Annotated in this window: 22 protein-coding genes; 9 read left to right on the top strand and 13 right to left on the bottom strand. The window is 70.9% G+C overall.

Annotation, left to right across the window (positions count from 1 at the left end; genetic code table 11):
* Positions 1-67: 67 nt before the first annotated feature.
* Positions 68-565 (top strand): MarR family winged helix-turn-helix transcriptional regulator, encoded by a 498-nt coding sequence (locus D581_RS0134670; RefSeq protein WP_018961714.1) that lies wholly within the window; start codon positions 68-70, stop codon positions 563-565.
* Here the strand turns inward: D581_RS0134670 and D581_RS0134665 are convergent.
* Entirely contained in the window at positions 521-1,306 is a 786-nt protein-coding gene (locus tag D581_RS0134665) for a response regulator transcription factor (protein WP_018961713.1), read from the bottom strand. The two genes, D581_RS0134670 and D581_RS0134665, sit on opposite strands and share 45 nt — an antisense overlap.
* Positions 1,307-1,565: 259 nt before the next feature.
* Between D581_RS0134665 and D581_RS0134660 the strand changes: the two genes are divergently transcribed.
* Positions 1,566-2,006, top strand: a complete 441-nt coding sequence (locus D581_RS0134660) for a GNAT family N-acetyltransferase (RefSeq protein WP_018961712.1) — start codon at positions 1,566-1,568, stop codon at positions 2,004-2,006.
* Between the two features lie 58 nt (positions 2,007-2,064).
* Here D581_RS0134660 and galK read toward each other — a convergent pair whose 3' ends face one another.
* Genes galK through galT form a run of 3 tightly spaced genes read right to left on the bottom strand, consistent with a single transcriptional unit; the run spans position 2,065 to position 5,374 of the window.
* Positions 2,065-3,339 (bottom strand): galactokinase, encoded by a 1,275-nt coding sequence (galK, locus tag D581_RS0134655; protein WP_018961711.1) that lies wholly within the window; start codon positions 3,337-3,339, stop codon positions 2,065-2,067.
* Positions 3,336-4,334 carry a UDP-glucose 4-epimerase GalE gene (gene galE / locus D581_RS0134650; protein WP_018961710.1) on the bottom strand — a complete coding sequence of 333 codons (999 nt, stop codon included), beginning with the start codon at positions 4,332-4,334 and terminating at the stop codon, positions 3,336-3,338. The genes galK and galE overlap by 4 nt, the downstream gene beginning before the upstream one ends.
* Complete coding sequence (gene galT, locus D581_RS0134645; RefSeq protein ID WP_018961709.1) at positions 4,331-5,374, bottom strand: galactose-1-phosphate uridylyltransferase; 1,044 nt, start codon at positions 5,372-5,374, stop codon at positions 4,331-4,333. The genes galE and galT overlap by 4 nt, the downstream gene beginning before the upstream one ends.
* Before the next feature lie 257 nt (positions 5,375-5,631).
* On the opposite strand from galT, the gene D581_RS0134640 reads away from it, so the two are divergent.
* Together D581_RS0134640 and D581_RS0134635 are read left to right on the top strand one after the other, a co-directional pair.
* Positions 5,632-7,302: a sodium:solute symporter family protein gene (locus D581_RS0134640; protein ID WP_018961708.1), complete on the top strand. Its 1,671-nt coding sequence runs from the start codon at positions 5,632-5,634 to the stop codon at positions 7,300-7,302.
* Positions 7,303-7,317: 15 nt separating this feature from the next.
* Positions 7,318-7,677 (top strand): hypothetical protein, encoded by a 360-nt coding sequence (locus D581_RS0134635; RefSeq protein WP_018961707.1) that lies wholly within the window; start codon positions 7,318-7,320, stop codon positions 7,675-7,677.
* 42 nt (positions 7,678-7,719) lie between these two features.
* Here the strand turns inward: D581_RS0134635 and D581_RS0134630 are convergent, their stop codons facing one another.
* From D581_RS0134630 to D581_RS0134610, 5 genes are all read right to left on the bottom strand, one after another.
* Positions 7,720-8,430 (bottom strand): helix-turn-helix transcriptional regulator, encoded by a 711-nt coding sequence (locus D581_RS0134630; RefSeq protein ID WP_026291168.1) that lies wholly within the window; start codon positions 8,428-8,430, stop codon positions 7,720-7,722.
* A gap of 272 nt (positions 8,431-8,702) precedes the next feature.
* Positions 8,703-10,586 carry an outer membrane protein assembly factor BamB family protein gene (locus tag D581_RS0134625; protein ID WP_018961705.1) on the bottom strand — a complete coding sequence of 628 codons (1,884 nt, stop codon included), beginning with the start codon at positions 10,584-10,586 and terminating at the stop codon, positions 8,703-8,705.
* Positions 10,587-10,671: 85 nt separating this feature from the next.
* Positions 10,672-12,597, bottom strand: a complete 1,926-nt coding sequence (locus tag D581_RS0134620; RefSeq protein ID WP_018961704.1) for an outer membrane protein assembly factor BamB family protein — start codon at positions 12,595-12,597, stop codon at positions 10,672-10,674.
* 236 nt (positions 12,598-12,833) lie between these two features.
* Positions 12,834-14,606 carry an outer membrane protein assembly factor BamB family protein gene (locus D581_RS0134615; protein WP_018961703.1) on the bottom strand — a complete coding sequence of 591 codons (1,773 nt, stop codon included), beginning with the start codon at positions 14,604-14,606 and terminating at the stop codon, positions 12,834-12,836.
* Positions 14,607-14,673: 67 nt separating this feature from the next.
* A complete protein-coding gene (locus tag D581_RS0134610; protein ID WP_018961702.1) occupies positions 14,674-16,491 on the bottom strand; it encodes an ABC-F family ATP-binding cassette domain-containing protein in 1,818 nt (605 codons plus the stop codon).
* Positions 16,492-16,637: 146 nt separating this feature from the next.
* Here D581_RS0134610 and D581_RS0134605 point away from each other — a divergent pair, with 146 nt between their 5' ends.
* The 5 genes from D581_RS0134605 to D581_RS1000000140385 all read left to right on the top strand — a co-directional run bounded on the left by D581_RS0134605 (position 16,638) and on the right by D581_RS1000000140385 (position 20,207).
* Positions 16,638-17,450 carry a lipoprotein gene (locus D581_RS0134605; RefSeq protein WP_018961701.1) on the top strand — a complete coding sequence of 271 codons (813 nt, stop codon included), beginning with the start codon at positions 16,638-16,640 and terminating at the stop codon, positions 17,448-17,450.
* Between the two features lie 82 nt (positions 17,451-17,532).
* Positions 17,533-18,657 (top strand): hypothetical protein, encoded by a 1,125-nt coding sequence (locus D581_RS0134600; protein WP_018961700.1) that lies wholly within the window; start codon positions 17,533-17,535, stop codon positions 18,655-18,657.
* Complete coding sequence (locus D581_RS0134595; RefSeq protein WP_018961699.1) at positions 18,654-19,736, top strand: hypothetical protein; 1,083 nt, start codon at positions 18,654-18,656, stop codon at positions 19,734-19,736. The genes D581_RS0134600 and D581_RS0134595 overlap by 4 nt, the downstream gene beginning before the upstream one ends.
* A 109-nt stretch (positions 19,737-19,845) precedes the next feature.
* On the top strand, positions 19,846-20,091 hold the full coding sequence (locus D581_RS0134590; RefSeq protein WP_018961698.1) for a type II toxin-antitoxin system Phd/YefM family antitoxin: 246 nt from the start codon (positions 19,846-19,848) through the stop codon (positions 20,089-20,091).
* Entirely contained in the window at positions 20,088-20,207 is a 120-nt protein-coding gene (locus D581_RS1000000140385) for a type II toxin-antitoxin system YoeB family toxin (protein ID WP_486585917.1), read from the top strand. Before D581_RS0134590 ends, D581_RS1000000140385 begins: the two co-directional genes overlap by 4 nt.
* On the opposite strand, the gene D581_RS0134585 is transcribed toward D581_RS1000000140385, so the two are convergent.
* The 4 genes from D581_RS0134585 to D581_RS0134575 form a co-directional block, all read right to left on the bottom strand.
* Entirely contained in the window at positions 20,195-21,547 is a 1,353-nt protein-coding gene (locus D581_RS0134585; RefSeq protein WP_018961697.1) for an acyltransferase family protein, read from the bottom strand. The genes D581_RS1000000140385 and D581_RS0134585 overlap by 13 nt on opposite strands.
* Positions 21,548-21,681: 134 nt before the next feature.
* Positions 21,682-22,293, bottom strand: a complete 612-nt coding sequence (locus tag D581_RS1000000140380; RefSeq protein ID WP_158688663.1) for a DUF4276 family protein — start codon at positions 22,291-22,293, stop codon at positions 21,682-21,684.
* A 47-nt stretch (positions 22,294-22,340) separates the two neighbouring features.
* Positions 22,341-23,480, bottom strand: coding sequence for an AAA family ATPase (locus D581_RS01000000138160; RefSeq protein WP_486585916.1), 1,140 nt, complete (start codon positions 23,478-23,480; stop codon positions 22,341-22,343).
* Positions 23,477-23,757 (bottom strand): transposase (locus D581_RS0134575; protein ID WP_018961695.1); only part of this gene is annotated, 281 nt, incomplete at its 5' end. The genes D581_RS01000000138160 and D581_RS0134575, both read right to left, overlap by 4 nt.

Genomic DNA, 23,757 nt, shown 5'->3' with positions numbered 1-23,757 from the left:
ATCTCTTGATGTCAAGACACTTGAATTCAAGAGACTTCATGTCGAGGGACCCTCTACACTGATCGATATGGAGGACGAGGTCGACCGACTGGTCGCTGCATGGCGCCGAGAGCGCCCCGACCTCGACGTGGAACCACTCGAGGTGCTCAGCCGCGTCTCCCGCCTGGCACGCCACCTCGACCGGGCCCGCCGCATAGCCTTCTCCGAGCACAACCTGGAGCCGTGGGAGTTCGACGTGCTGACGTCGTTGCGCCGGGCCGGCGCCCCCTACCAGCTCTCCCCCGGGCAACTGCTCACCCAGACCCTGGTCACCTCGGGCACGATGACCAACCGCATCGACCGGCTGACCAAGAAGAACCTCGTCGAGCGGCTGCCCGACCCGAGCGACCGGCGCGGCGTCCTCGTCCGGCTCACGGCCGAGGGGCGGGACAGGGCCGACCAGTCGCTGGCCGGACTGCTCGACCAGGAACGCGCCATCCTCGGCGAGCTCTCCCGCCACCAGCGCGGCGAACTGGCCGGGCTACTGCGCCAGTTGACCGCCCCGTTCGACAACATTCCCACTTAGGGGACGCATCGTCGGCTCTGCGGGGCCGACCCCCGCCCGGCGGGCCAGTGCCACCGCGGCCAGCGTCGAGTGCACTCCTAGCTTGCCCAGCACGTTCTGCATATGGGTGCGCACCGTGTGCGGGGAGAGGAACAGCCGCTCGGCGACCGCCTTGCGGCCGAGTCCCGCCACCATGCAGCGCAGCACCTCCCGCTCCCGCGGCGTCAGCGCCTCCACCAGCCGCTCGCTCTCGGTGCGGTGCTTGCGGGTGGCGGTCAGCTCCCGCAGTACGCCGGTGAGCAGCGCGGGCGGCAGATGCGTCTCGTCGCGCAGCACGCCCCGTATCACCGCCAGCAGCCGCTGCAGCGAGCAGTCCTTGGCCACCCAGCCCGAGGCGCCCGCCTGGAGCGCCCGTGCGGCGGCCCGCGGATCGTCCTTCTCGGCGAGCACCACCGACCGGACGGCGGGCCGGCCCGAACTGACCCCGGCGACCAGGGAGATGCCGTCGACGACGCCCGTCTCCTCCTGCCGAGGCACGGGGACGGCGTGCGCGCCGCCGGCCGTCAGGGCGCCCAACTCGGCGTCCACCAGCAGCACGTCGTAACCGCGCCCCTCGGTGGCGGCACGCTCCAGGGCGCGCAGCGCGGCCGGGCCGCTGCCCGCAGCGGACACGTCCACGTCGGGCTCGGCCGCGAGGGCCGCCGCGAGCGACTCGGCGAAGATGCGGTGGTCGTCGACCACCAGGACCCGGATACGCGCCACAGAACCCCCATCGGTGGGGGCGGACAGCTGCGGGTACGGCGTCCGGAGGGATCGGCGCGGCGCGCTGTGCTCCGGCCGCCGCCTTCGCACCGCCTGCCGCCCCGCCCCCGGGCGCCGTACCCGGCTCTCTCGCTCCCCTGAATGAGCACCGGCCCCCACCGGTGCTGAGCATCAGCGTACGGGTGGGGGCCACGGGGGGAAGGCGATTCGCCGAACTGGTCGCCCCGGGTGTTCACCCCGGGTGTTTAGGGTGTGCTTCATGTTCCGTCTTGAGACAGAAGTAGACAAAGAACGTCGCATTCTGCTGAGCGGGCGTCTGCACGAGGACAACATCGCGGCCGCGGCCGGCCTGCGTGCGCTGCTCTCCACCCCCGCCGAGCACGAAGTGCCGCTGGAGGTCTGGGCGTTGGACGAGCACGGGGCCCTGGCCGGTGGGCTGACCGGGCGGACCTGGGCGTACTGGCTGCACGTCGATCTGCTCTGGGTCGACGCCCCGCACCGGGGCTCCGGTCTCGGCGCGCGGCTGCTCGCCGAGGCCGAACGGACCGCCCGCACCGAGCGCGCCTGCACCCGGTCGCGGCTGGAGACCTGGGACTTCCAGGCCCCCGGCTTCTACCGCGGACAGGGGTACGAGGAGATCGGCCGGGTCGCGGACTACCCGCCGGGCGTCACCGAGTTCATCCTGGTCAAGGACCTGTGAACGCGGGGCAACGAGCCGTCTGGTCAAGGACCTGTGAACGCGGGGCTCCGCGGCGGGGTCAGCGCAGTCGGCGCGCCCCGGCCGACGGGATGGCGTCGAAGATCCCCGGGGCCGTGTGTCCGGCCGCCGCGAACGCCTCGCTGACGGCCTTGGCCACGGTGCCGGCCGCCGCCGCCTCGACCAGGACGACCGCCGAGCCGCCGAAGCCGCCGCCGGTCATCCGGGCACCGAGCGCCCCGGCCTCGTTCGCCGCCTCGACGGCCAGGTCCAGTTCGGGGCAGGAGACCCGCAGATCGTCGCGGAGCGAGCGGTGGCCGTCGTTGAGGACGGGGCCCGCGGCGCGGACGTCGCCCGCGTCGAGCAGCGCGATGACCTGCTCGACCCGGCGGTTGTCGCCGACGACATGGCGTACGTAGCGGATCACGGACTCGGCCGCCCCGGCGTCGGCGAGCGTGGCGAGCGCCGCGTCGAGACCGGCGTACGGCAGGTCGCGCAGCGTCGGTATGCCGAGCAGCCGGGCGCCCTCCTCGCAGCCGGCCCGGCGCTCCGCGTACGCCCCGTCGCCGAGCGCGTGCTTGACCCGGGTGTCGACGACCAGCAGCGTCAGGCCCTGGGCGGCCAGGTCGAAGGGGACCTGGCGCAGGGAGAGGTCGCGGGTGTCCAGGTGGAGGGCGTGGCCCTCGACGCAGCAGGCCGAGGCCATCTGGTCCATGATCCCGCAGGGCACGCCGACGAAGTCGTTCTCGGCGCGGCGGCCGACGACGGCCAGTTCGGGTCCGGTGAGGCCGAGGTGGAAGAGGTCGTTCAGGGCCAGTGCGGTGACGACTTCGAGGGCGGCCGAGGAGGAGAGCCCGGCGCCCGTGGGCACGGTGGAGGTCAGTGCGATGTCCGCCCCGGTGACCGGGTGCCCGGCCTCGCGCAGCGCCCAGAGCACCCCGGCGGGGTAGGCGGCCCAGCCGTGGCCGGAGTGCGGGGCGAGTTCGTCGACGCGGAGCGAGACGACGCCGCCGGGGACGTCGGAGGAGTACAGGCGCAGGACGCCGTCGTCACGGCGGGAGACGGCCGCGACGGCGGTGTGCGGGAGGGCGAGCGGCATGACGAAGCCGTCGTTGAAGTCGGTGTACTCGCCGATCAGGTTCACTCGTCCGGGTGCCGCCCAGACGCCGTCGGGCTCGCCCCCGTACAGCTCGGAGAAGGTGGCGGCGGGGTCGGTCCCGGGCTGCTCCGCGCGGGGCGTGGGCGGGTCGGTCGCGTCCGGCTCCGCGAAAGTGGCGGCGGGGTCGGTCCCGTCCGGCTCCGCGCGGGGCGTGGGCGGGGCGGTGGTCTCGGTCATGGGGTGGTCGTGTCCTCTCGGCGGGCGAACTGCCAGGCGTCGGCGATGATTCCGGCCAGGTCGGCGCGGGAGGGCTGCCAGCCGAGGCGCTCGACGGCGGTGGCGGCGGCGGCGACGAGGACGGCCGGGTCGCCGCCGCGGCGGGGGGCGGCGGTCTCGGGGACGGGGTGGCCGGTGACCTTGCGGACGGTCTCGATGACCTCGCGGACCGAGAAGCCGTTGCCGTTGCCGAGGTTGCAGATGAGGTGCTCGCCGGGGGCGGCGGCCTGAAGGGCCAGCAGGTGGGCGTCGGCGAGGTCGGCGACGTGGATGTAGTCGCGGACGCAGGTGCCGTCGGGGGTGGGGTAGTCGTCGCCGTACACGGAGATCGACTCGCGCTGCCCCAGGGCCACTTGGAGGACCAGCGGGATGAGGTGGGACTCGGGCGCGTGGCGTTCGCCGCAGCTGCCGTAGGCCCCGGCCACGTTGAAGTAGCGCAGCGAGACGGCGGCCAGGCCGTGGGCGGTGGCCTCGCCGCTGATCATGTGGTCGACGGCGAGTTTGGACGCGCCGTAGGGGCTGGTGGGGGCGGTGGGGGCGGTCTCGGTGATGGGGCTGGAGGCCGGTTCGCCGTAGGTGGCGGCGGTGGAGGAGAAGACGAGGGTGCGCACGCCGTGCTCGCGCATCGCGGCGAGCAGGGCGGTGGTGCCGCCGACGTTGTTGACCCAGTACTTCTCCGGGTCGACGACGGATTCGCCGACCTGGGAGAAGGCGGCGAAGTGCAGGACTCCGTCGTAGGAGGGGTCGAGGTGGCGGGCGGCGTCCTGGACGCGGCCCTCGATGAACGCGGCTCCGGCCGGGACGCCCGCGCGGAAGCCGGTGGAGAGGTCGTCCAGGACGGTCACGGTGTGCCCGGCCTCCAGCAGGTGCTGGGCGACGACGCTCCCGACGTAGCCGGCGCCGCCGGTGACCAGGTATTTCTTCGGGAGCTCGCCGGCCTTCGGGGAATCGCTCACTTGCTCGCTACCTCTCGCAGTCGCTCGGCCGCGGCCTCCGGCGGCACGTCGTTGATGAACACGCTCATGCCGGACTCGGACCCCGCGAGGAACTTCAGCTTGCCGGAGGTCCGGCGAATGGTGAAAAGCTCCAGGTGCAGGGCGAAGTCGTCCCGTCCGGGGACCCCGAACGGCGCCTGGTGCCAGGCGGAGATGTACGGGGTCGGCGGCTCGCCGGGTCCGAAGATCCGGTCGAAGCGCCTCAGCAGTTCCAGATAGACCTGGGGGAACTCCGTCCGCGCCCGCTCGTCCAGCTCCCGCAGGTCGGGGACGCGGCGGCGGGGGTACAGGTGGACCTCGTAGGGCCAGTGGGCCGCGTACGGGACGAAGGCTGCCCAGTGGTCGGTGGCCAGGACGATGCGCGAGCCGTCCTTCTCCTCGCGGGCGACCACGTCGTCGAAGAGGTTGCGGCCGGTCTCCTCGCGGTGGCGGGCGGCCGAGCGGAGCATCAGCTCGGTGCGCGGGGTGACGAAGGGGTAGCCGTAGATCTGGCCGTGCGGGTGGCCGAGGGTCACGCCGATCTCGGCGCCCCGGTTCTCGAAGCAGAAGACCTGGGTGACCTGGTCGAGTGCGGCGAGTGCGGCGGTGCGGTCGGTCCAGGCGGCGAGGACGAGGGCGGCCTGTTCCTCGGTGAGGTCGGCGAAGGACGCGTCGTGGTCGGCGGTGAAGCAGACGACCTCGCAGCGGCCGGAGTCGCCGGCGAGGGAGGGGAAGCGGTTCTCGAAGACGGCGACGTCGTAGTCGCTGTCGGGGATCTCGCCGACCCGCCCGTCGCGCGTGGGGCAGAGCGGGCAGGCGTCGGCCGGCGGGTGGTAGGTGCGCGCCTGGCGGTGCGAGGCGACGGCGACCGCGTCACCGAGCAGGGGGTCGCGACGGATCTCGGACGAGGTCGAGACGGGATCCAGCGGGCGGTGGTCGACGGCGTCGCGGACGGTGTCGTCGGCGGAGTCGTAGTAGATCAGCTCACGGCCGTCGGCGAGGGTCGTAACCGTCTTCTTCACCAGGGTCCTCCACCAGATCCTCCCAACATAATCGCACATAACAAATCACAGACGAACACGCGCGTCAATGGCCGCGAGCATCCGCGAGCATTCCGCGATTCCGGATGGCATACCGACGGCACACCGACGACATACCCGGACATTCACCCGCGCTCGATCACGATCGAACAAAGAACCCCAACGAGACTGTTCATTTCTCGAACACAGAGGCGTAAGTTCCGACGGGTTCAGTTCGCGCAACGAAGCGAGTACCCCCCATGCACACACTTGCCGAAGGGCTCCGGCTCCCCACGAACGGGCTCGACTACGCCATCCTGGCGATCTACTTCGTCGTCGTGCTCGGCATCGGCTTCGCGGCCCGTGCCAGTGTGAGGACGAGCCTCGACTTCTTCCTCTCCGGACGGTCCCTGCCCGCCTGGGTGACCGGGCTCGCCTTCGTCGCGGCCAACCTCGGCGCCACCGAGATCCTCGGCATGGCGGCCACCGGCGCGCAGTACGGCGTCGCGGTGGTGCACTGGTACTGGATCGGCGCGATCCCGGCCATGGTCTTCCTCGGCCTGGTGATGATGCCGTTCTACTACCGCTCCAAGGTGCGCTCCGTGCCGGAGTTCCTGCTCCAGCGGTTCGACAAGTCCGCGCACCTGCTCAGCTCCGTGCTCTTCGCCTTCGCGGCGATCCTCATCGCGGGCGTCAACCTCTACGCCCTGTCCATCGTCGTGGAAGCGCTGCTGGGCTGGCCGCAGTGGGTCGCGATCGTCGTCGCGGGCCTGTTCGTGCTGGTCTACATCACGATCGGCGGACTCTCCTCGGCGATCTACAACGAGGTGCTCCAGTTCTTCGTCATCCTCGCCGCGCTGATCCCCCTCACCGTCCTCGGCCTGAAGCGGGTCGGCGGCTGGGACGCGATGAGCGACTCGCTGACCAAGCAGCACGGCGGGGACTTCATGACCGCCTGGGGCGGCACCGGCATCGGTGACGCCAACCCGCTGGGCGCCAACTGGCTGACGATCATCCTGGGCCTCGGCTTCGTGCTGTCCTTCGGCTACTGGACGACGAACTTCGCCGAGGTGCAGCGCGCCCTGTCCGCGAAGAACCTCTCCGCCGCCAAGCGCACCCCGCTGATCGCCGCCTTCCCGAAGATCTTCATCGTCTTCGCGGTGATGATCCCGGGCCTGGTCGCCGCCGTGATCGTGCCGAAGATCGGCACCCCGGACTCCGACCTCACCTACAACGACGCCATACCCCTGCTGATGCAGGAGCTGCTGCCCAACGGCGTGCTCGGCATCGCGGTGACCGGTCTGCTCGCCGCGTTCATGGCGGGCATGGCGGCCAACGTGTCCTCGTTCAACACGGTGTTCACCACCGACATCTGGCAGCGGTACGTGGTGAAGGACAAGCCGGACGCCTACTACCTGCGGTTCGGGCGGCTGATCACGGCGATCGGTGTGCTGGCCTCGATCGGCACGGCGTTCATCGCCGCCAGCTTCTCGAACATCATGAGCTACCTCCAGACGCTGTTCTCGTTCTTCAACGTCCCGATGTTCGTCGTCTTCATCATCGGCATGTTCTGGAAGCGGGCCTCCATGAAGTCCGGTGTCTGGGGCCTGGTCGCGGGCACCGGGGCCGCGATGGTCAACTACTTCTGGATCTACAAGGGCGGGATCATCGACATCCCGTCCGACCAGGGCGCCAACTTCGTCTCCGCGATCGTCGGATTCGTCGCCGGAGCCGTCGTCATGGTCGCCGTCACCCTCTTCACCGCGCCGAAGCCCGAAGCGGAGCTGGCCGGGCTGGTGTACGGGACCGAATCGCCGGACCCCGACGAGGCGCTCGACGAGGCCGACAGCGCCTGGTACCGCAAGCCCGCACTGCTCGGCTGGGGCGCGGTCGTCCTCGCCGCCGCCTGCTACATCCCCTACTCGTTCTGATCGGAGGCACTCACCATGTCCGACCCGCACACGCCCGACCCGCGCACGTCCGGCCCGCGCAAGTCCGACCTGCACAAGGAAGTCTCCGAACTGGAGCGCAAGTCCGCCACCGCCGCCCGTCTCTTCGACATCCGGCGGATCATCGGCGGCCTGTTCGTGGTCTACGGAGTGATCGTCACCATCGCCGGCGTCAGCCCGTCCGACGCCGACCTGAAGAAGGCCGAGGGCGTCCACATCAACCTGTGGACGGGTCTCGCCATGCTGGCGCTCGGCCTGTTCTTCCTGGTCTGGATGAAGCTGCGCCCGGCCGAGGCCCCGGAAACCGACCCGGACCCGGGGGGCCCGGGCCCGAAGCAGGAGTCCGGCGCGGGCTGACCCGCCCCACCGCTCGTCCGCCGTGCCCGCAGGGGCCGTACGTCACCCGCGCTGTCCAGGGATGTACGGCCCCTGCGGCGTGCCGCCGTCGTCCGCGGCCCTCTCCAGCAGTCCCGTACGGGCCGCGAGGGCGGCCGCCTCCAGGCGGGATCCGACGCCGAGCTTCATCAGGACCCGCTGGACGTGGGTGCGTGCGGTGCTCGGGGCGATGTCCATGCCGGCCGCGATCAGCCGGGTGCCCTCGCCCTCGGCGACCCGCACCAGCACCTCCGCCTCGCGCGGCGTCAGCATCCGCAGCAGCCGCCGCCCCTCGTCGTCGGGCTGGGCCGTCGGGTTGAGCAGTTCGGCGAAGGCGCCCCGCAGCAGCTGCGGGGCGATGGCGCTCTCCCCCGCCCGCGCCTTGAGCATGGCCCGCTCGACGCCCTCGATGCGCTCGTCGTGCCGGACGTACCCCGCGGCCCCGGCGGCGAACGCCGCGGCGATCCCGCGCGGACTGGGCACCGGTCCGAGGACCACCACCGCCACCTGCGGGCGTTCCCGGCCGATGCGCGTGATCGGGTCGAAGACCCCGGGGGCGGCGGGCGAGGCCGTACCGAACAGGCAGACCTCCGGGGCCCTGCCGACGACCAGCTCCGCCGCCCCGGACGTCGGCGCCGCCGCCGCGAGCACCCGGTGCCCGCGCAGTTTCAGCGCCGAGGCGAGTGCCTCGGCGAGCAGCCGGTGATCGTCGACCACCATGAGCCGCACACCCACGGTCCTCACCCCCAAAGCCCCTGTACGCCCGGCCCCCCGGACTCCTGCCCCGGCAAGTTACACGCTTGTTCGACGCCGCGCCGCCCTTACGTGGGAGAAGCCCCCCGGAATGCCGAATTCTGCGCCATTCGGTCCCGGTCGACCTGCGTTCATGGCTCGTTGACCGGCAGTTCGCGATCACTTCACGGGCGGAAAGCGATCGGCCCCGCCGGTGAGGTGATCGACCGGCGGGGCCTGGCACTGCGGGACGCTCCCCGGGGAGAGCGCGGTGATCAGTCGGTGCGGTAGGCGACGACGAGGTAGCGCTTCTCGTCGGGGTTGACGGTGCTGGGCTTGTGGACCGACCTGCCCGCCATGTAGAAGCGGCCGTCGCTGTAGAGGAGTTCGGCCGAGCCGATGTTGAACCGCTTCTCCGCCTCCCGGACGGTCTCGTCGCTCGGGTTCTCCATCAGCAGGGTCTGCTTGAAGGTCTCGCCGTCGATGGAGACGACCTGCCCGCCCTTGTCGTACGGGCCCTCCTTGTAGGCGATGATGCTGGTGCCGTCCATCCGGAGCGGCGTCAGGGTGTGGCGGTCGCCCGCGTCCGCCCGGCCGCCGAGGAGCTTTCCGGTGGCCAGGTCGAAGGCGACGACCTCGTTCGTGTCGCCGTACTCGCTGGTTCCGTCGTGCCTCTCGGTCGGCAGGTAGAGCCGGTTGTTACCGACGGCCATGTTCGAGCACTGCTCGACGTCGGTGGAGCCGCACTCCGCCGCGTACTTGTCCGCGTCGGCGGGGATGCGGACGATCAGCTTGCCGGTGGCCGCGTCGATCGAGAAGAAGTCGGAGATGCTGCTGCCGTCGCCGGCGGTGTCGCCGACGTCGGCCGCGACCACCAGCGGCTTGGTGGAGACGATGCTCGCGTAGTCGACGCCCGCGGGCATCTGGAACGAGGACAGCGGCGCGCCGGTCGTCGGGTTCAGCGCCTGCACAGTGAGCTGGGGGCTGTCGGACGTGCCGCACCTGCGGACCACGGCGAGGGCTTCGCCTCCCGCGTAGCCGCGGTCGTAGCAGCCGTCCGCGCCGACCTTCGGCTTCCAGAGCGAGGCGCCGTCGGCCAGGTTGAAGGCCGCGCCGCCGGAGGTTCCGCCCGCGGCGACGGTGGTCCCGCTGAGCGTGACCTCGTCGAAGCGGATCGGCCGGTCACCGCCGGTGGCGGAGGTGACGCTCTTGCTCCACAGGAGCTTGCCGGCGCTCAGGTCGATCGCGCCGACCTGGTTGCACGACGGGTACTTGTTCTCCTTGGTCGCCTTCGTCTCCTGGAAGACGATGGCCGCCTTGTAGTCCTTGCTCATGTGCCGGGACACGGAGCAGATCTCGCCGGCGAGCGGGAAGGACCAGAGCTTGGTGCCCTTGTCGCGGTCGTAGCCGGTGACCTCGGCGATGCCGGACTTGACGTACGCCTTGTCGGTGACCCAGGAGCCCGCGACCGTGGTGATGTCGGTGACCACCGGCTCCGGGAACTGGAAGGCGACCTTGGACTTGGTGTTGGCGGGCGCCTTCTCCTTGCCGCCGGCCAGGCCGCCCTCGCCGCCCTTGGCCTCGCCGCCGGTGGCGCCGGACGAGGAGGCCTCGTCCGTGCCGCCCTTGTCGTCGCCGGTGGAGGCGTAGATGATCCCGCCGCCGATGATCAGCACCACGGCGACGGCCGCGGCGACGATGATCTGCATCTGGGTGGAGAACTTCCTGCCGCCGTCGCCGGCCGGCTGCGGGGCCCCGTACTGCGGCTGCATCGGCTGGGTCGGGTAGCCGTAACCCTGCTGGGGCATCCCGGGCTGCCCGGGCTGCCCGGCGGGCCCCTGCGGGTAGCCGTAACCCTGCTGCGGGGCCTGCGGGTAGCCGTACCCGTTGGGCTGCGGCGCGGGCGGGGTGGGGTAGCCACCGGCCGGCGGCGGGGTGCCGTAGCCCCCGGCGGGCATGCCCTGCGGGGCGGCGGGCTGCTGCGGCGGCTGCTCCGGCTGCTTGCCGAAGGGGTCCGCGGGCGGCGGGGCCGGCCGGCCGAACCCTCCCGGCGGCGGGTCCTGCGGCGCGCCGAACCCACCGGAGGGCGGACCGGCGGGCGGGGGCGTGTTCGGCGGTTCGTTGGGTGGCTGCTGCGGTGGCTGGGGCGGCTGGGTCATGGCGTGCGTACCTCGGGAGACGAGTGGGTGTGGGGGCGCGTGGGGCCGGGAGGGGCCGACGGCGGCCGGATGCCGTGGCGGACCGTCACTTGGTGAACACCAGCATCGTCGACTGCTCCAGCTCTTCCTCGTCGTTGCTCGCGCTCACACGCTTGCTGAAGATGTAGGAGCGGCCGTCCTGGTAGAGGACCTTGGACGAGAAGAAGCCGTTCTCGATACGGCCGGCCGACGCCGGGTGCTGGAGCAGCGTCTTGGGAGTGCCGCCGGTCGGCGGCAGGGTCACGAGTGCGCCGGCGGTGTCGTACTTCGGCCGCATGTAGAGCAGCACGTCGCCGCCCTCCATGCCCAGCGGCTTCAGAACGCGCTCGGCCGGGGCGGGCGCCTCCCACTTGGGCTTCCCGGTGTTCAGGTTGAACGCGATGACCTTGTTGGTCCGCGAGGTCCCGCTGCTGTCGTCCTCGGTCGCGATGTAGAAGGTGTTGGCGTCGGCGGCGACGCCGCTGCACCCTTCGAGGTTCGTGCCGAAGACCGCGAACCTGCCCCCGCAGTCGGCGGTGAGCTTGTCGCCCTTCGCGGGTGCGAGCTGCGAGCGGAGCTTGCCGCTCTCGGTGAGCGCCGCGATGCCGTACTGCTTCTTCGCCTCGTTGTCGAACCTGACGACGAGCGGGCTGACCGAGTAGACCTTGCTGACCTCCCAGCCGCGCGCGGGCTGGTACGTCCACTTGGCCTTGCCGGTGACCGGGTCCAGCTCCTGGACCTGGTGCTGCGGGTTCTTGGCGTCGTCGGTGCGGCAGCTGGCGGCGGCGATCAGCTTCGCGCCGCCGGCGAAGGCGAAGGGCTTGCAGTTGCCCTCGGGGTTGCCGAACAGCTCCTTGCCGTCGCTGACGCGGTAGGCGTTGGAGTTGCCCGTGCGCCCGACCGTGACGGTGTCTCCGCTGATCGCCAGACCGATGTCCGACAGGAAGTCCCAGGTGCCGTTCTTCTTGATCGTCTTCTTCCAGCCGGCCTTGCCGGTGTTGAGGTCGATCATCTGGAGGACGGAGCACTTGGCCCGGTCGGTGGTGCCGTCCTTCACGCCGATGACGAGCTTGCCGTCGGCGGTCGCGGTGTTGGGCGCGGCGCACACGTCGGCGGGGAGCGCCAGGGTCCACTTCTGCTTGCCGTCGGCGACGGAGTAGCCGGAGACACCGCGGTACATGGCCTTGGCGACCAGGTCGCCGGTGAACCAGGGGCCTTCGACGGACGCGCCGTTGCGCGGCAGGTCGACGTCGTTCTTCTGGAGCCAGGCGACCTTGGCCTCGCCCGGCTTGCGCCCGGCGTTGAGGTCGTCGTTCTCCTCGCGGCCGTCGCCGCTGCCGTCGCCCTCGTCGACCGTCGGCGACTCGCTGGGGGGCTTGGGGTCGGTGCTCGTGCCGGCGACCGGCTTCTTGGGGTCGTCCCCGCCGTCGCTCACGAGGAACCAGGTGCCCGCCCCGGCGACCAGGACCACGGCGAGCGCCGCCGCGACCACGATGCCGGTCTTGTTCTTGAGGAACCCGCCGGGGCCGGAGCCCGGTCCGCCGGGGGCGGGGATGCCGGGGTGCTGCTGCGTCGGGTAGCCGTAGCCGGGCTGGGGCTGCTGACCGTACGGGCCGGGAGCCTGCTGACCGTACGGGCCCGGGGCCTGCTGACCGTAGGGGCCGGGCTGCTGGCCGTACGGTCCGGGGGCCTGCTGACCGTACGGTCCGGGGGCCTGGCCGGGCTGCTGCGGATAGCCGTAGCCGGGCCCGGCCTGGGGCTGCTGCTGCGGATAGCCGTACGCCGGGGCGCCCGGCGGGGGCGTCTGCGGCGGGCCGGCCGGGGGCCCGGGCGGCTGCGCGGGGGGCGGCCCCTGGGGCGGCTGGCCCGGCGGCGTCTGCGGCGGCTTCGCCGGGTTCGGCTGGTCCTGGGGCTGCTGAGGAGCTCCGTTCGGCGGCTCCTGCGGAGCCCCGAAGCCTCCCTGCGGCGGTTGCTGGCTGGGCGGCTGGCTCATATCAGCACGTCCCCCTTCGTGCGGCCCGGTGCGCGAATCGGTCTCCCCCGCATTCCCAAGAGGGTCAATTCCCCTCGGAAAGGAGCGAATCGGGCATGGCTTCCGCGGTGTTACGACAGTCGGGCGGGGCTTCTTTGTACCACCCGCCCGCCACCAGGCATCGGTTCGGGCCAACCCCTGTTCCCAAGGGAGAACCGCCTTGTGATGCCTCCGTTACGCCCGGCGGGAGGTGATGGTCAGTCACCGAAGGCGATCATCGCCGGCAGCTCCATCTCCTCCTCGTCGGTGGCCCCGGAGACGTACGGGAGCATGAGCAGCGAGCGGCCGCCGGTGTAGAGGACGAGCGGATCAGTGAAGGTGCGCTCGGTCTCCGCGGCCGACGCCGGATGGCGCAGGACCTGCCGCGGTGCGCCGCCGTCCGGCCCGAGCGCCACGATGCCGCCGCCGACGCCCTTGGTCCCGCTCTTCGCGCCGGGCGGGCCGAGGTAGACCAGCGCCTTGCCGCCTTCGACGCGCAGCGGCATCAGGGTCTGGCCGGCGGGTGCGGGGACCTTCCACTTCTTCCTGCCGGTGCTCATGTCGAAGGCGACGACGTCGTTGGTCAGCACCCCGTCCGCGAACCGGTGCTTCGTGGCGGCGTAGAGCGTGTCGGCGTCGGCGGTCACTCCGACGCAGGTGTCGAGGTTCGCGCCCACGTTCCGCCGCATGCCGGTGCACCGGGCCTCGGGGACGTCGTCGCCGGCGGCGGGCCGGGAGCGGAAGGTTCCGTCGGCGTTCAGGACCGTGATCGCCCACTCGCCCTCCACCGCCCCGCCCTTGCGGAGCGAGATCACCGGTGGGTCGACGGAGTGGACTTCGTCGATCAGCCAGCCCTTCTCGGCCTCGTACGTCCACAGGGTCCGGCCGGTGGACGGGTCGACGCGCCGCACTTCCTCGATGACATCGCCGGATTCGGACCCGGACTCGGACCCGGACTCGGACCCGGACTCACCGGCCGGCTGGTCGCGGCAGCTGACAGCGGCGAGCAGGACGGCTCCGCCGGCGAGACCGTACGACTGGCAGGGGCCGGGCAGCCTGTCCCACAGGTGCTTGCCGTCACTGACCCGGTAGGCATCGGTTCGGCCGACGCGCCCGATCGTCAGGACGTCGCCGCTGATCGCCATGACGATGTTGGCGAGCCCGTCCTGCGTCGGCGCGCGTTCGAAGGTCGCGGACCAGCCCGCCTCGCCGGTGGCCAGATCGATCATCTGGAGCTTGTCGCAGACCGGGTTCTCCGTGGAGGTGTCGGTCAGGAGCCCGATGACGATCTTCCCGTCCGCGGTCGGCCGGGTGGGCGCCGCGCAGACGTCGGAGGGCAGCCGCAGGCTCCACTTCCGCGCGCCGTCGTCGAGGGAGTAGCCGGACGCCGTGCGGTACATGGCCTTGGCCACGACATCGCCGACGACCCAGGGGCCGAGGGCGGAGGCGCCGCCCCCCGGCAGGTCCACGCCGTTCCGCTGGACCCAGCGGACCTTCGCCTCGCCCTCCTTGCGGCCCTTGTTGATCTCCGCGGCCCCCGGGGCGGGCGTCGTCTTCGGGCCCGGCTCGGCGCCGGGCCGCTTCGGGGCGGCGCTCTCCTTCGCGAGGGGCTTCCCGTCGTCGGCGCCGTCATCGCCGCCCGCCGCGAACCAGACACCGGTCCCGATGACGAGGACCCCGGCGAGCACGGCGGCGACGAGACCCGCGACGCGCCCCCGCGAGCGCCCGCCCGGGGGCGAGGGCCGGGGCTCCGGGTGGCCGTACGACACGGTGGGCGGCGGGCCGTACGGACCGGGCTGGGGCTGGGGCTGCGGCTGCGGCTGCGGCTGCGGGTAGCCGTACGGCGCCGTGGGCGGCTGACCGTACGGGCCGGGCTGGGGCTGCGGCTGGTGCTGGGGCGGCACGGGGTTCCCGTACGCGCCGGGCCGCGGTTCGTACGGAGCGCCGAAGCCCTCCTGCTCCCCCGGCCCGCCCTGCGGCGGCTGCGACATCGGCGTGGTCCCCCTCGAACGTACGGTCCCTGCCGTCCCGTTCTACCACCTGCCGGATCGCCGTCCGTCAGGCGTCCTCGGCCAGTTCCAGCCAGCGCATCTCCAACTCGTCCCGCTCGGTGACGAGTTCACGCAGTTCGGCGTCGAGCCCCGCGACCTTCTCGAAGTCGGTGGCGTTGTCGGCGATCTGCTTGTGCAGCGCGGTCTCCCGGGTGGACAGCTTGTCGAGCTGCCGTTCGACCTTCTGGAGCTCCTTCTTCGCGGCGCGGGCCTCCTGCGCCGAGACGGCCGGGGCCGCGGCGGCCGCGGTGGACGTACGGGGAGCGGCGGCGGAGGGGGTGGACTCCTCTTCCATCCGCTGCCGGCGCTCCAGGTACTCGTCGATCCCGCGCGGCAGCATGCGCAGGGCGCGGTCGCCGAGGAGCGCCATGACCCGGTCGGTGGTCCGCTCGATGAAGAACCGGTCGTGGGAGATCACGATCATCGAGCCGGGCCAGCTGTCGAGGAGGTCCTCCAGCTGCGTCAGGGTCTCGATGTCGAGGTCGTTGGTGGGCTCGTCGAGGAAGAGGACGTTGGGCTCGTCCATCAGCAGCCGCAGGATCTGGAGCCGGCGGCGCTCACCGCCGGAGAGGTCGCCGACGGGCGTCCACTGCTTCTCCTTGGTGAAGCCGAACTGCTCGCAGAGCTGACCTGCGGTCATCTCGCGGCCCTTGCCGAGGTCGACCCGGTCGCGCACCTGCTGGACGGCCTCCAGGACCCGGAGGTTCGGGTTGAGCTCGGTGACCTCCTGGGAGAGGTAGGCGAGCTTGACGGTCTTGCCGACGACGACCTTCCCGGCGGCGGGCTGCTCGTCGCCCTGGGTGCGGGCGGCCTGGGCGAGCGCGCGCAGCAGCGAGGTCTTGCCCGCGCCGTTGACGCCGACCAGGCCGATGCGGTCGCCGGGGCCGAGCTGCCAGGTGAGGTGGGTGAGGAGGGTCTTGGGGCCGGCCTGGACGGTCACGTCCTCCAGGTCGAAGACGGTCTTGCCGAGGCGGGCGTTGGCGAACTTCATCAGCTCGCTGGTGTCGCGCGGCGGCGGCACGTCGGCGATGAGTTCGTTGGCGGCCTCGATGCGGTAGCGCGGCTTGGAGGTACGGGCGGGGGCGCCGCGGCGCAGCCAGGCCAGCTCCTTGCGCATGAGGTTCTGCCGCTTGGACTCCTCGGTGGCGGCGATGCGCTCCCGCTCGGCGCGGGCGAAGACGTAGTCGCTGTAGCCGCCCTCGTACTCGTGGACGGTGCCGCGCTGGACGTCCCACATGCGGGTGCAGACCTGGTCGAGGAACCACCGGTCGTGGGTGACGCAGACGAGGGCGGAGCGCCGGGTCCGCAGATGGCCGGCCAGCCAGGAGATGCCCTCGACGTCGAGGTGGTTGGTGGGCTCGTCGAGGACGATCAGGTCCTGCTCGTCGATGAGGAGCTTGGCCAGCGCGATCCGGCGGCGCTCGCCGCCGGAGAGCGGGGCGATGACCGTGTCGAGCCCGTGCTCGAAGCCGGGGAGGGCGAGGCCGCCGAAGAGCCCGGTGAGCACGTCGCGGATCTTGGCGCTGCCCGCCCACTCGTGGTCGGCGAGATCGCCGATGACCTCCTGGCGGATGGTCTTCTCCGGGTCCAGGGAGTCGTGCTGGGTGAGGACGCCGAGTCGCAGCCCGCCGTTGTGGGTGACGCGGCCGGTGTCCGCGTCCTCCAGCTTGGCGAGCATCCGGATGAGGGTGGTCTTGCCGTCGCCGTTGCGGCCCACGACACCGATCCGGTCGCCCTCGGAGACCCCGAGGGATACGCCGTCGAGCAGGGCACGGGTGCCGTACACCTTGCTGACCTGCTCGACATTGACCAGATTGACGGCCATTTCACTCCTGTCCCGGGGGTCCCTGCGGTGAGGACCGCTCGACGTACCAGAGTAGTCGCCGCGCGGAGCGCGATAACGTGCCGCGATCGATCATGGGGAGCAGCCCCGGTCGGGGCGGTGCGGAAGAGATGCGGGGTGGGGATTCCATGACGAGGGCGCGTGGAACGGTACGGGGTCTGATACCGGCGGTCCTGGCGGCGGTGACGCTGGCCGGCTGTTCGTCGTCGAACGGGGCGGGCGACGGGAGCCCGGGCGGACCGGCGGCGAGCAGCGCACCCGCGAAGGCGGCGGCCGAGGTCGGGGCGGAGAAGACCGGGGCGGGCACGGCCGGGGCGGGCACGGCCGGGGCGGGCACGGCCGGGGCGGGCACGGCCGGGACCGACAGGACCGGGAACGACAAGACCGGGGCCGACGCCACGAAGGCGGCGGAGAAGGGCGGCCGGGTCGGAGGCGCGGGTTCGGCGTGCGAACTGCCGGTGACCTTCGACATCGCCGCGCACTGGAAGCCGCGGGGAACCTCGACGGACCTGGGCGCCGACCTGGACCCCGAGCTGGCCGAGGCACTGGCCGACCTCGCCGAGCAGGGCACGGTGAAGGTGGTCTGCGAGATCGACGCCAAGCCGGCGGGGAACATCGGCTTCCTCCGGGTGTGGCAGGGCGAGCCGTCCGAGGACGACCCGCGCGCCGTTCTGAAGGCGTTCGTGGCGGATTCCCCGAACGCGAGCGAGACCGTGAGCGAGGCTGTCTACACGCAGGTGACGGCCGGTGCGCTCGCGGCCGCCGAGGTCGGATACACCGGCCACAGCGAACTGCTGGACGAGCCGAAGAAGGAGCGCGCCTTCGCCGTCGCGACGCCCGACGGCCCGGTCGTGGTGCACCTGGGCGGGATGGACTCCGAGGAGCACATGGCGATGCTTCCGGCGTTCGAACTGGCGAAGAGGACCTTGAAGCTCGGCTGACCGCCCGCTCCGTGTCCATGCCCGCCGTAGGGCCGGGGGCGTGCGATACCGTGCGCCCACTGATCAAGGGCCGGGGGGCGACATGGCGGCAACGGCGTGGGAACGGTTCATCGGTCACCGGGTGCTGCCGAAAGCGACCGCGGTGGTGCTCGCCGCGGTGCTGCTGGCCGGCTTCCTCCTCGTCCGGTCCGAGCGGCGCGACGCCCATAACGCCGAGGTCCTGGAAACGGCCTGCGGTGGTGTTCTGCCGCGCGAGGCGGTGCGCGGTCTGCTGCCCGGGGACGAGACCTGGGAGCTGCGCGACGACCTGGACCTGACCGGGCCGTCCGGGCGCGGACCGCGCACGCTGCTGAGGTGCTCGCTGGAGTGGGGCGAGGACGGGACGTTGGATCTCGCGGCGGTGCCGGTGCTGGACGTTCCGCTGTCCGGCGTGCGGCTCCGGGACGTCCTCTCCACGGCGGCCGCGAAGGAGCCCGACTGGGCCACCGCGTACCGGACCGCCACCACCCAGGTCACCGCCGCCTGCCCGGCCGGTCTGCCCGGCTACCCCCGGCCGCTGACGCGCTTCCGCGTCCACGCCTCGCTGTACGCCGACGGGTCGGAGGTCGCGGGGGCGGCGAAGGAGCTGGGCGACGCGGTGGCCGCCGTCGCCAACCACGTACGTGACCGGGGCCGCTGCGGAGGTACGGCGGTGGAGCCCTCGGACGTACGGCCGCTGCCGAGGCCCGAGGCGGAGAACTCCGAGGACTCCGAGGAGGTTCCGCAGGCCTGCCGCTGGTTCCTGCCGGAGTTGCTCGGCGGAAGGGAGTGGGGGCGCGGCGAGCCGGACAACGACGGCGTCACGGGCGACGACTCGGACGCCTGCTCCATGATGCTCCGGCGTACGAAGGCGCCCGCCCGGGAGGACCAGACCGCTGTGGTGACCTCGGTGAGCTGGCGGGGCCCGTTGCTGCCCGAGGCGCGCACGGCGTACGGAGCCGAACTGGCGGCTCTGTCCCGGGAACCGGAGGCGGAGACCGGCCGGAAGCGGCACCGGCTGGCCGTCTGGGCCGACGCCTCATGCTCGGGGCACCGGACACTGAGCCGGGTGACGGTGGACACGGCCACGGCTTCCCTCGCGGCCGACCGTGCCGACCGGATCCTCGATGCGTATCTGGTCTCGTCCGACTGCCGTGCGGCGAAGGTCCTCGGGAAGGTGTGGAAGTGAGCGACGTCCGCTTCTGGCGCAGGCGGTGGGTACGCCGCACGGCGGCCTGGACCGTAACCGCGGCGGTGCTGGCGGGAGGTGTCTTCTGGGTCTCGGGCGGCTACGACGCCTGGCGCGACGACCGGGCGCTGGACTCGGCCTGCGAGGGCGATCTGGCGGCCGGGGCGGTGCGGGAGCTGTTCGACGGCGTCCGCCTGACCGCGTCGGGCGGCGGGGCCGATCGTTGGAGCTGCACGGTGAGCGCGGCCGACGACGACACGGACGCCGGTCTGGTGCTGTGGGCCCGGAGCACGGACCGGCTGAGCGGTATCGAGGACTCCGGCGGGTTCGACGCGCCCCTGGGGCACGGCTGGACCGGTTCCTTCCGGTTCGACCCGGACGACGAGGACCCGGACGAGGCGCGGGCCGTCCTGCTGCTGAGCTGTGGCAAGGAGTCCGGTCACGGGCAGCTGATGACGGCGGAGGCCGACCTCGGCCGGGGCGGTTTCGACGACCCGGTGGCCCGGGAGCGGCTCGTCGCCGTCCTCACGGAGACGGCGACGGCGTACACCCGGCGCACCGGATGTGCGGCTCCGGTCGGCGGTCGGGTGAAGCAGGTCGGCGTCACGACGGAGAGCAGGGACTACAAACCCGTCGCCGCGGCCACGGGGAGCTGCGCGGGCCTGCTGGACGGGAAGACGGCCGCCCGGTGGGGCGTGCGCACGGTGCAGGAGATCACGGCGGCCCCGGCGCCTTTGGAGAACTGCGTCCTGGGCGGTCTGCGCGGCGCGTTTCTGTACGGCTTCACCGCGTATTACGGGCCGTCCGCCCGGGATGCCCGCTTCCGGCTGGACACATGGCTGGACAGCGACGCCGCCGCCCGCACGGGCCCGGACGCGCCGACCGGCACCTACGCGCTGGCCGCCCGATGTCCCGGCGCGGGCGGGACCGCCCTGTTCGAGGTGGACACCCTCCGCGACGAGAACGACCGGAAGTTCGCGGCGCCGGTCGTGGACCACCGGGGGCTGCGGGCTGCCCTCCAGCGCTTCGCCGAGCGCTCGGCGAAGCTCCATGACTGCGAGACGCCGCGGCCGGTGTAGGACGGGGGCGTGGTGGCTCGCCTTCCCCCGCCGCCCCCCTCCCGGAGAGCTGCACCGCTTCCCGTACGTACTGGATGATGTACACCGGCAAGGAAGCTGGGAGGCGATCATGCGCACGATGACCTTTACCGAGTTTCGGGCGAAGTACGCCGAGACCCCGAGCGCGGTCGTGGACGACCGAGCGGAGGTCGTGGTCACGCGGGTCGGCCAGGAGCCGGTGGTGATCGTGGCACTCGACGAGTACGAGTCCCTCAAGGAGACCGCTTACCAGCTCCGGAGTTCGGAGAACGCTCGCCGCCTGCTGGCCTCGATCGACCGCCTGGAGAGCGGCGGGGCAGGCACGCCGAACCCCTGAAGCACGGCTTCCAGGGCTACTGGTTCCGGCGCATCACCGACGAGCACCGGCTCATCTACAAGGTGACCGCCGACGAGGTCCGTATCGCCGCCTGCCGGTACCACTACGGCCGCTGAAGCCCTCCGCGCCCCGGCCCCCGCCCCGCCCGCTCCACCAGCAGCCAGCCGCCCAGGGTCATCGCGACGGCGGCCGGGGCGCTGACGGGGATCGCGATCAGCAGGGCGGTACGGCCGTCCAGCAGGCCGCCGAAGCCGACCATCGACAGGCCCAGCACGCCGAGCAGGCAGAGCGTCGCGCCGAGGGCGGCGAGGGGGCCGGCTCCCGAGGCCCCGGTGGCTCCTGGCGTCCCGGAGACCGGGCGTTCGAAGGCGCGGAAGGCGGCGACGAGCCCGGCGGTGAGGGCCGCCGCGAGGGCGAGCCGCAGCGGGACCTGGGCCCACCAGGCGGCCGACGCCGGCTCGGGCAGCTCGACGTCGAGGACGAGCAGCGCCCCGTACACCCCGAACATCGCCGTGAGGTGCCAGAGGAACGCGGTCATCGCCACCCCGTTGGCCGCCACCACCGTGCGCCAGACCCGGGGGCGCTCCAGCAGGCGGGCGGCCGGGGCGCGGAGGAGTTCGACCGCGCCGACGAGCCAGAGGCCGTGGCAGAGCAGGGCGAGGGTGGGCGGGGCCATGTTGCTGACCTTCTCGCCGGGCATCCCGACCATGGACAGCGGGTACGGCCCGAACGCCACCAGCGCGCCGGCGGTGACCAGGCCGCCACCGGCGAGGAGCGCGGGGCGGCGGAGGCCGAGGTGACCGTCGGCGCGCAGGAAGCCGAGCTGGTGGACGGCCAGCCAGACGAACGCGAAGTTCAGGAACTCGACGTACGGGACTCCGGCCGCGAAGCGCAGCACGTCCACCGCGAGCGCCGCCCCGGCCAGTCCGACGAAGGCCCCCCAGCCGTACCGCTCGTGCAGCTTCAGCAGCGGCGGGGTGAACGCGACCATCGCCAGGTAGATCCCGATGAACCAGAGCGGCTGGGTCACCATGCGCAGGGTGACGCCGGTCAGTCCGCCGCCCCCGCCGAGGAGTTGGACCAGGAGCGCCGCCGCACCCCACACCAGGACGAAGACCGTGGTCGGGCGCAGCAGCCGCTGGAGGCGGGCGCGCAGGAAGGCCGCGTAGACGGAGTCCTCGGACCCTTCGGGGCGCTTGCGGAGAAGGGAGCGGTAGGACAGCGCGTGGGAGAAGCCGCCGACGAAGAAGAACACCGGCATGACCTGGAGCAGCCAGGTCAGCGGCTGGAGCGCCGGAACGACGGCGAGCAGATTGCCCACCCCGTCCGGGGTGACGGCGGCCATCAGCCAGTGGCCGAGCACGACCGCGCCGAGCGAGGCGACCCGCAGGAGGTCGACGTAGCGGTCCCGGGTGACGGGCGTCGCCCCGGCCCGTTCACGAACACTTGATCCCATGGGTGTACGGTCGCGCGGGCCGGGCGGGGCGCGGCAGCGCGACCGTACTCAGATCCGGGATGAGTATGCGGGGCACGCGAGGTGTGCGACGTCAGGTCACCGCCGCAAATCGCACCTCCTACCGGAAGGCCGACCTATGCCTCTCCGACAATTTCTCGAACCCCGGAAACAAATGAATTAAAACTTGGCGACGAATTTTCCAGCAGGCTCAAGTGGGGCCCGATCCTTCGCCCCCACTCCGGCTTGGAAGACATCCTTACGCCATTCGATCTCAAAATCTTTTCGAAGGCATCCGAACATTTACCGGAGATCGAGTCAGGATTTACTCTATACGCTCGAGGAACATCTTGCACCACTTTAGGGAAGGCCGTTCGAACCGCCGCCCAGTCCCCGAAGTACCAGCTCTCCAGTTCTCGAATCGCAATCCTATTCAGCACATGAAAGGTGCCATTCGCTCCGCCTTTGGCACGGGTGATCAGTCCAGCCCCTTCGGCCGCCGCATCCAACTTCCGCTTCAGGGCAACGCGGTCATCCATGTCTAGATCTATCAGAACCACAACACGAATATCCTCACCGCGCTCACGCGCGGCGGCATACCCCTGAAGCCGCTGAGGAAGTTTTTTCAAAAGATCCGGTTTACCCTGAAACTGGCGAATCGCAGTTCGAACGCGTTTACCTTTGAAGATCCTCGCAAGAAGTGGCTTCAGCGCTTCCGCCGCAGATTCTTCCTCGACCAAGAATTCCAAGGAAACAGTGGTGCGTCCTCCGCCTGCTCGGCGGACAATTTTCCGAGTCATCCGTTCGCGCCGGCCTCTACCGTCGGAGTCCTGGGAATCGGGAGATCACCGAAATAGTTCTCCTGCCACAGAGTACCCAACAGCGCCCCATGATCAAGCATGTCGTTGACCAACGGGATGACGCTCGGACGAATCACCCTCGTGTAACCGTCGTCGCCCCGATAGAGCGCAATCACCTCATCAGGGCGGCAAGCGTTGACAAATTCATGGGAGTGAGTAGTCACCAGCACTTGGGATTTCTCACTAGCCTGCCGGCACTGCTGAGCCAGGCCGGGGAGGACCGAGTTGTAGAGATGGTTCTCCGGTTCTTCAATCCCAATAAACGGAGCAGGATCCGGATCATAAAGAAGGGTTAGATAAGATAGAAGCTTCAGCGTGCCATCCGATGCGTTACTGGCAAGAACTGAATCAGAAAATGGGGCATCCTTAATGAACAGCACGAGACGGCCGTCCGGCGAAGTGGAGTAATCCACTCGCTCAAGCGTCGGAACCGCATCTTGCAAGGACTCTATTACCGACTCAAGTCGCTGAGGGTAATTCTCCTTCAGGTACTGAAGAACATTACTGATGTTATCACCGGACTGCGAAAGACGCTCTTGCGGTCCAGCCGTGGGTGACTTCCGCTCCTCTGCCACTGAGAGATAAGAGAGGTACCAACCGGAGATGAACCGCCGGAGAGCTGCGACTCGCGGATGAGACTTGAATTGTCCCAACGCGTTGACGGCCAGCCTATCCGGCCCGTCGAGGGCCTCCGGATATTTCTTGCCAGTGGCCTCGTCCACCACATAACCGGATCCATGTTGAAAATCAAGAATATGCCGCGGGCGCCCCTGGGCGCGGCCTGAAGTCCATCGAAGCCATTCTCTGCTCACCACCGGGCGACCGCGCTCCTCAGTGATCTCCAGGCGGTAGGTAAGCAGGTTCTCCTTAGGTTCCTGACGGTAAGAGATTTGAATCGCAATGGGCCCTGCGGCGCCTCGCGAGCGGAGCTGCGCCAACCCACCCCGCCTGTCCCAAGCGGCGCGGATTCCGACCGTAAACGATGTCTCCATAAACGCGAATACGTCGAAAAGAGTAGATTTTCCACTGCCGTTGGGGCCGATCAGGACAGTGAAAGGTTTAAGAGGACGTCTCACGTGGTGACTTTCGCAAGTCTTTTGTAGCAGGTCAGGGCTGCGGCGAGGCCGAGGAAGGCAAGGAAGTGGCTGCCCTTTCGTTCGTACCGGACGGTGAGTCGGCGGTAGCCGAAGAGCCAGGAGATCGACCGCTCGATCTTCCAGCGGTGCCGACCGAGCTGCTCGCCGGACTCGATACCGGGACGGGCGATCCGCGCGATGAGGTTCCGGCTGCGGAGCCAGCGGAGGTGCTCCGCGGAGTAGTACGCCTTGTCCGCCCGGACCTTCACCGGCCTCC

This window comes from Streptomyces sp. CNB091, from assembly GCF_000377965.1.
This window is presented reverse-complemented; position numbering and strand designations above follow the sequence as displayed.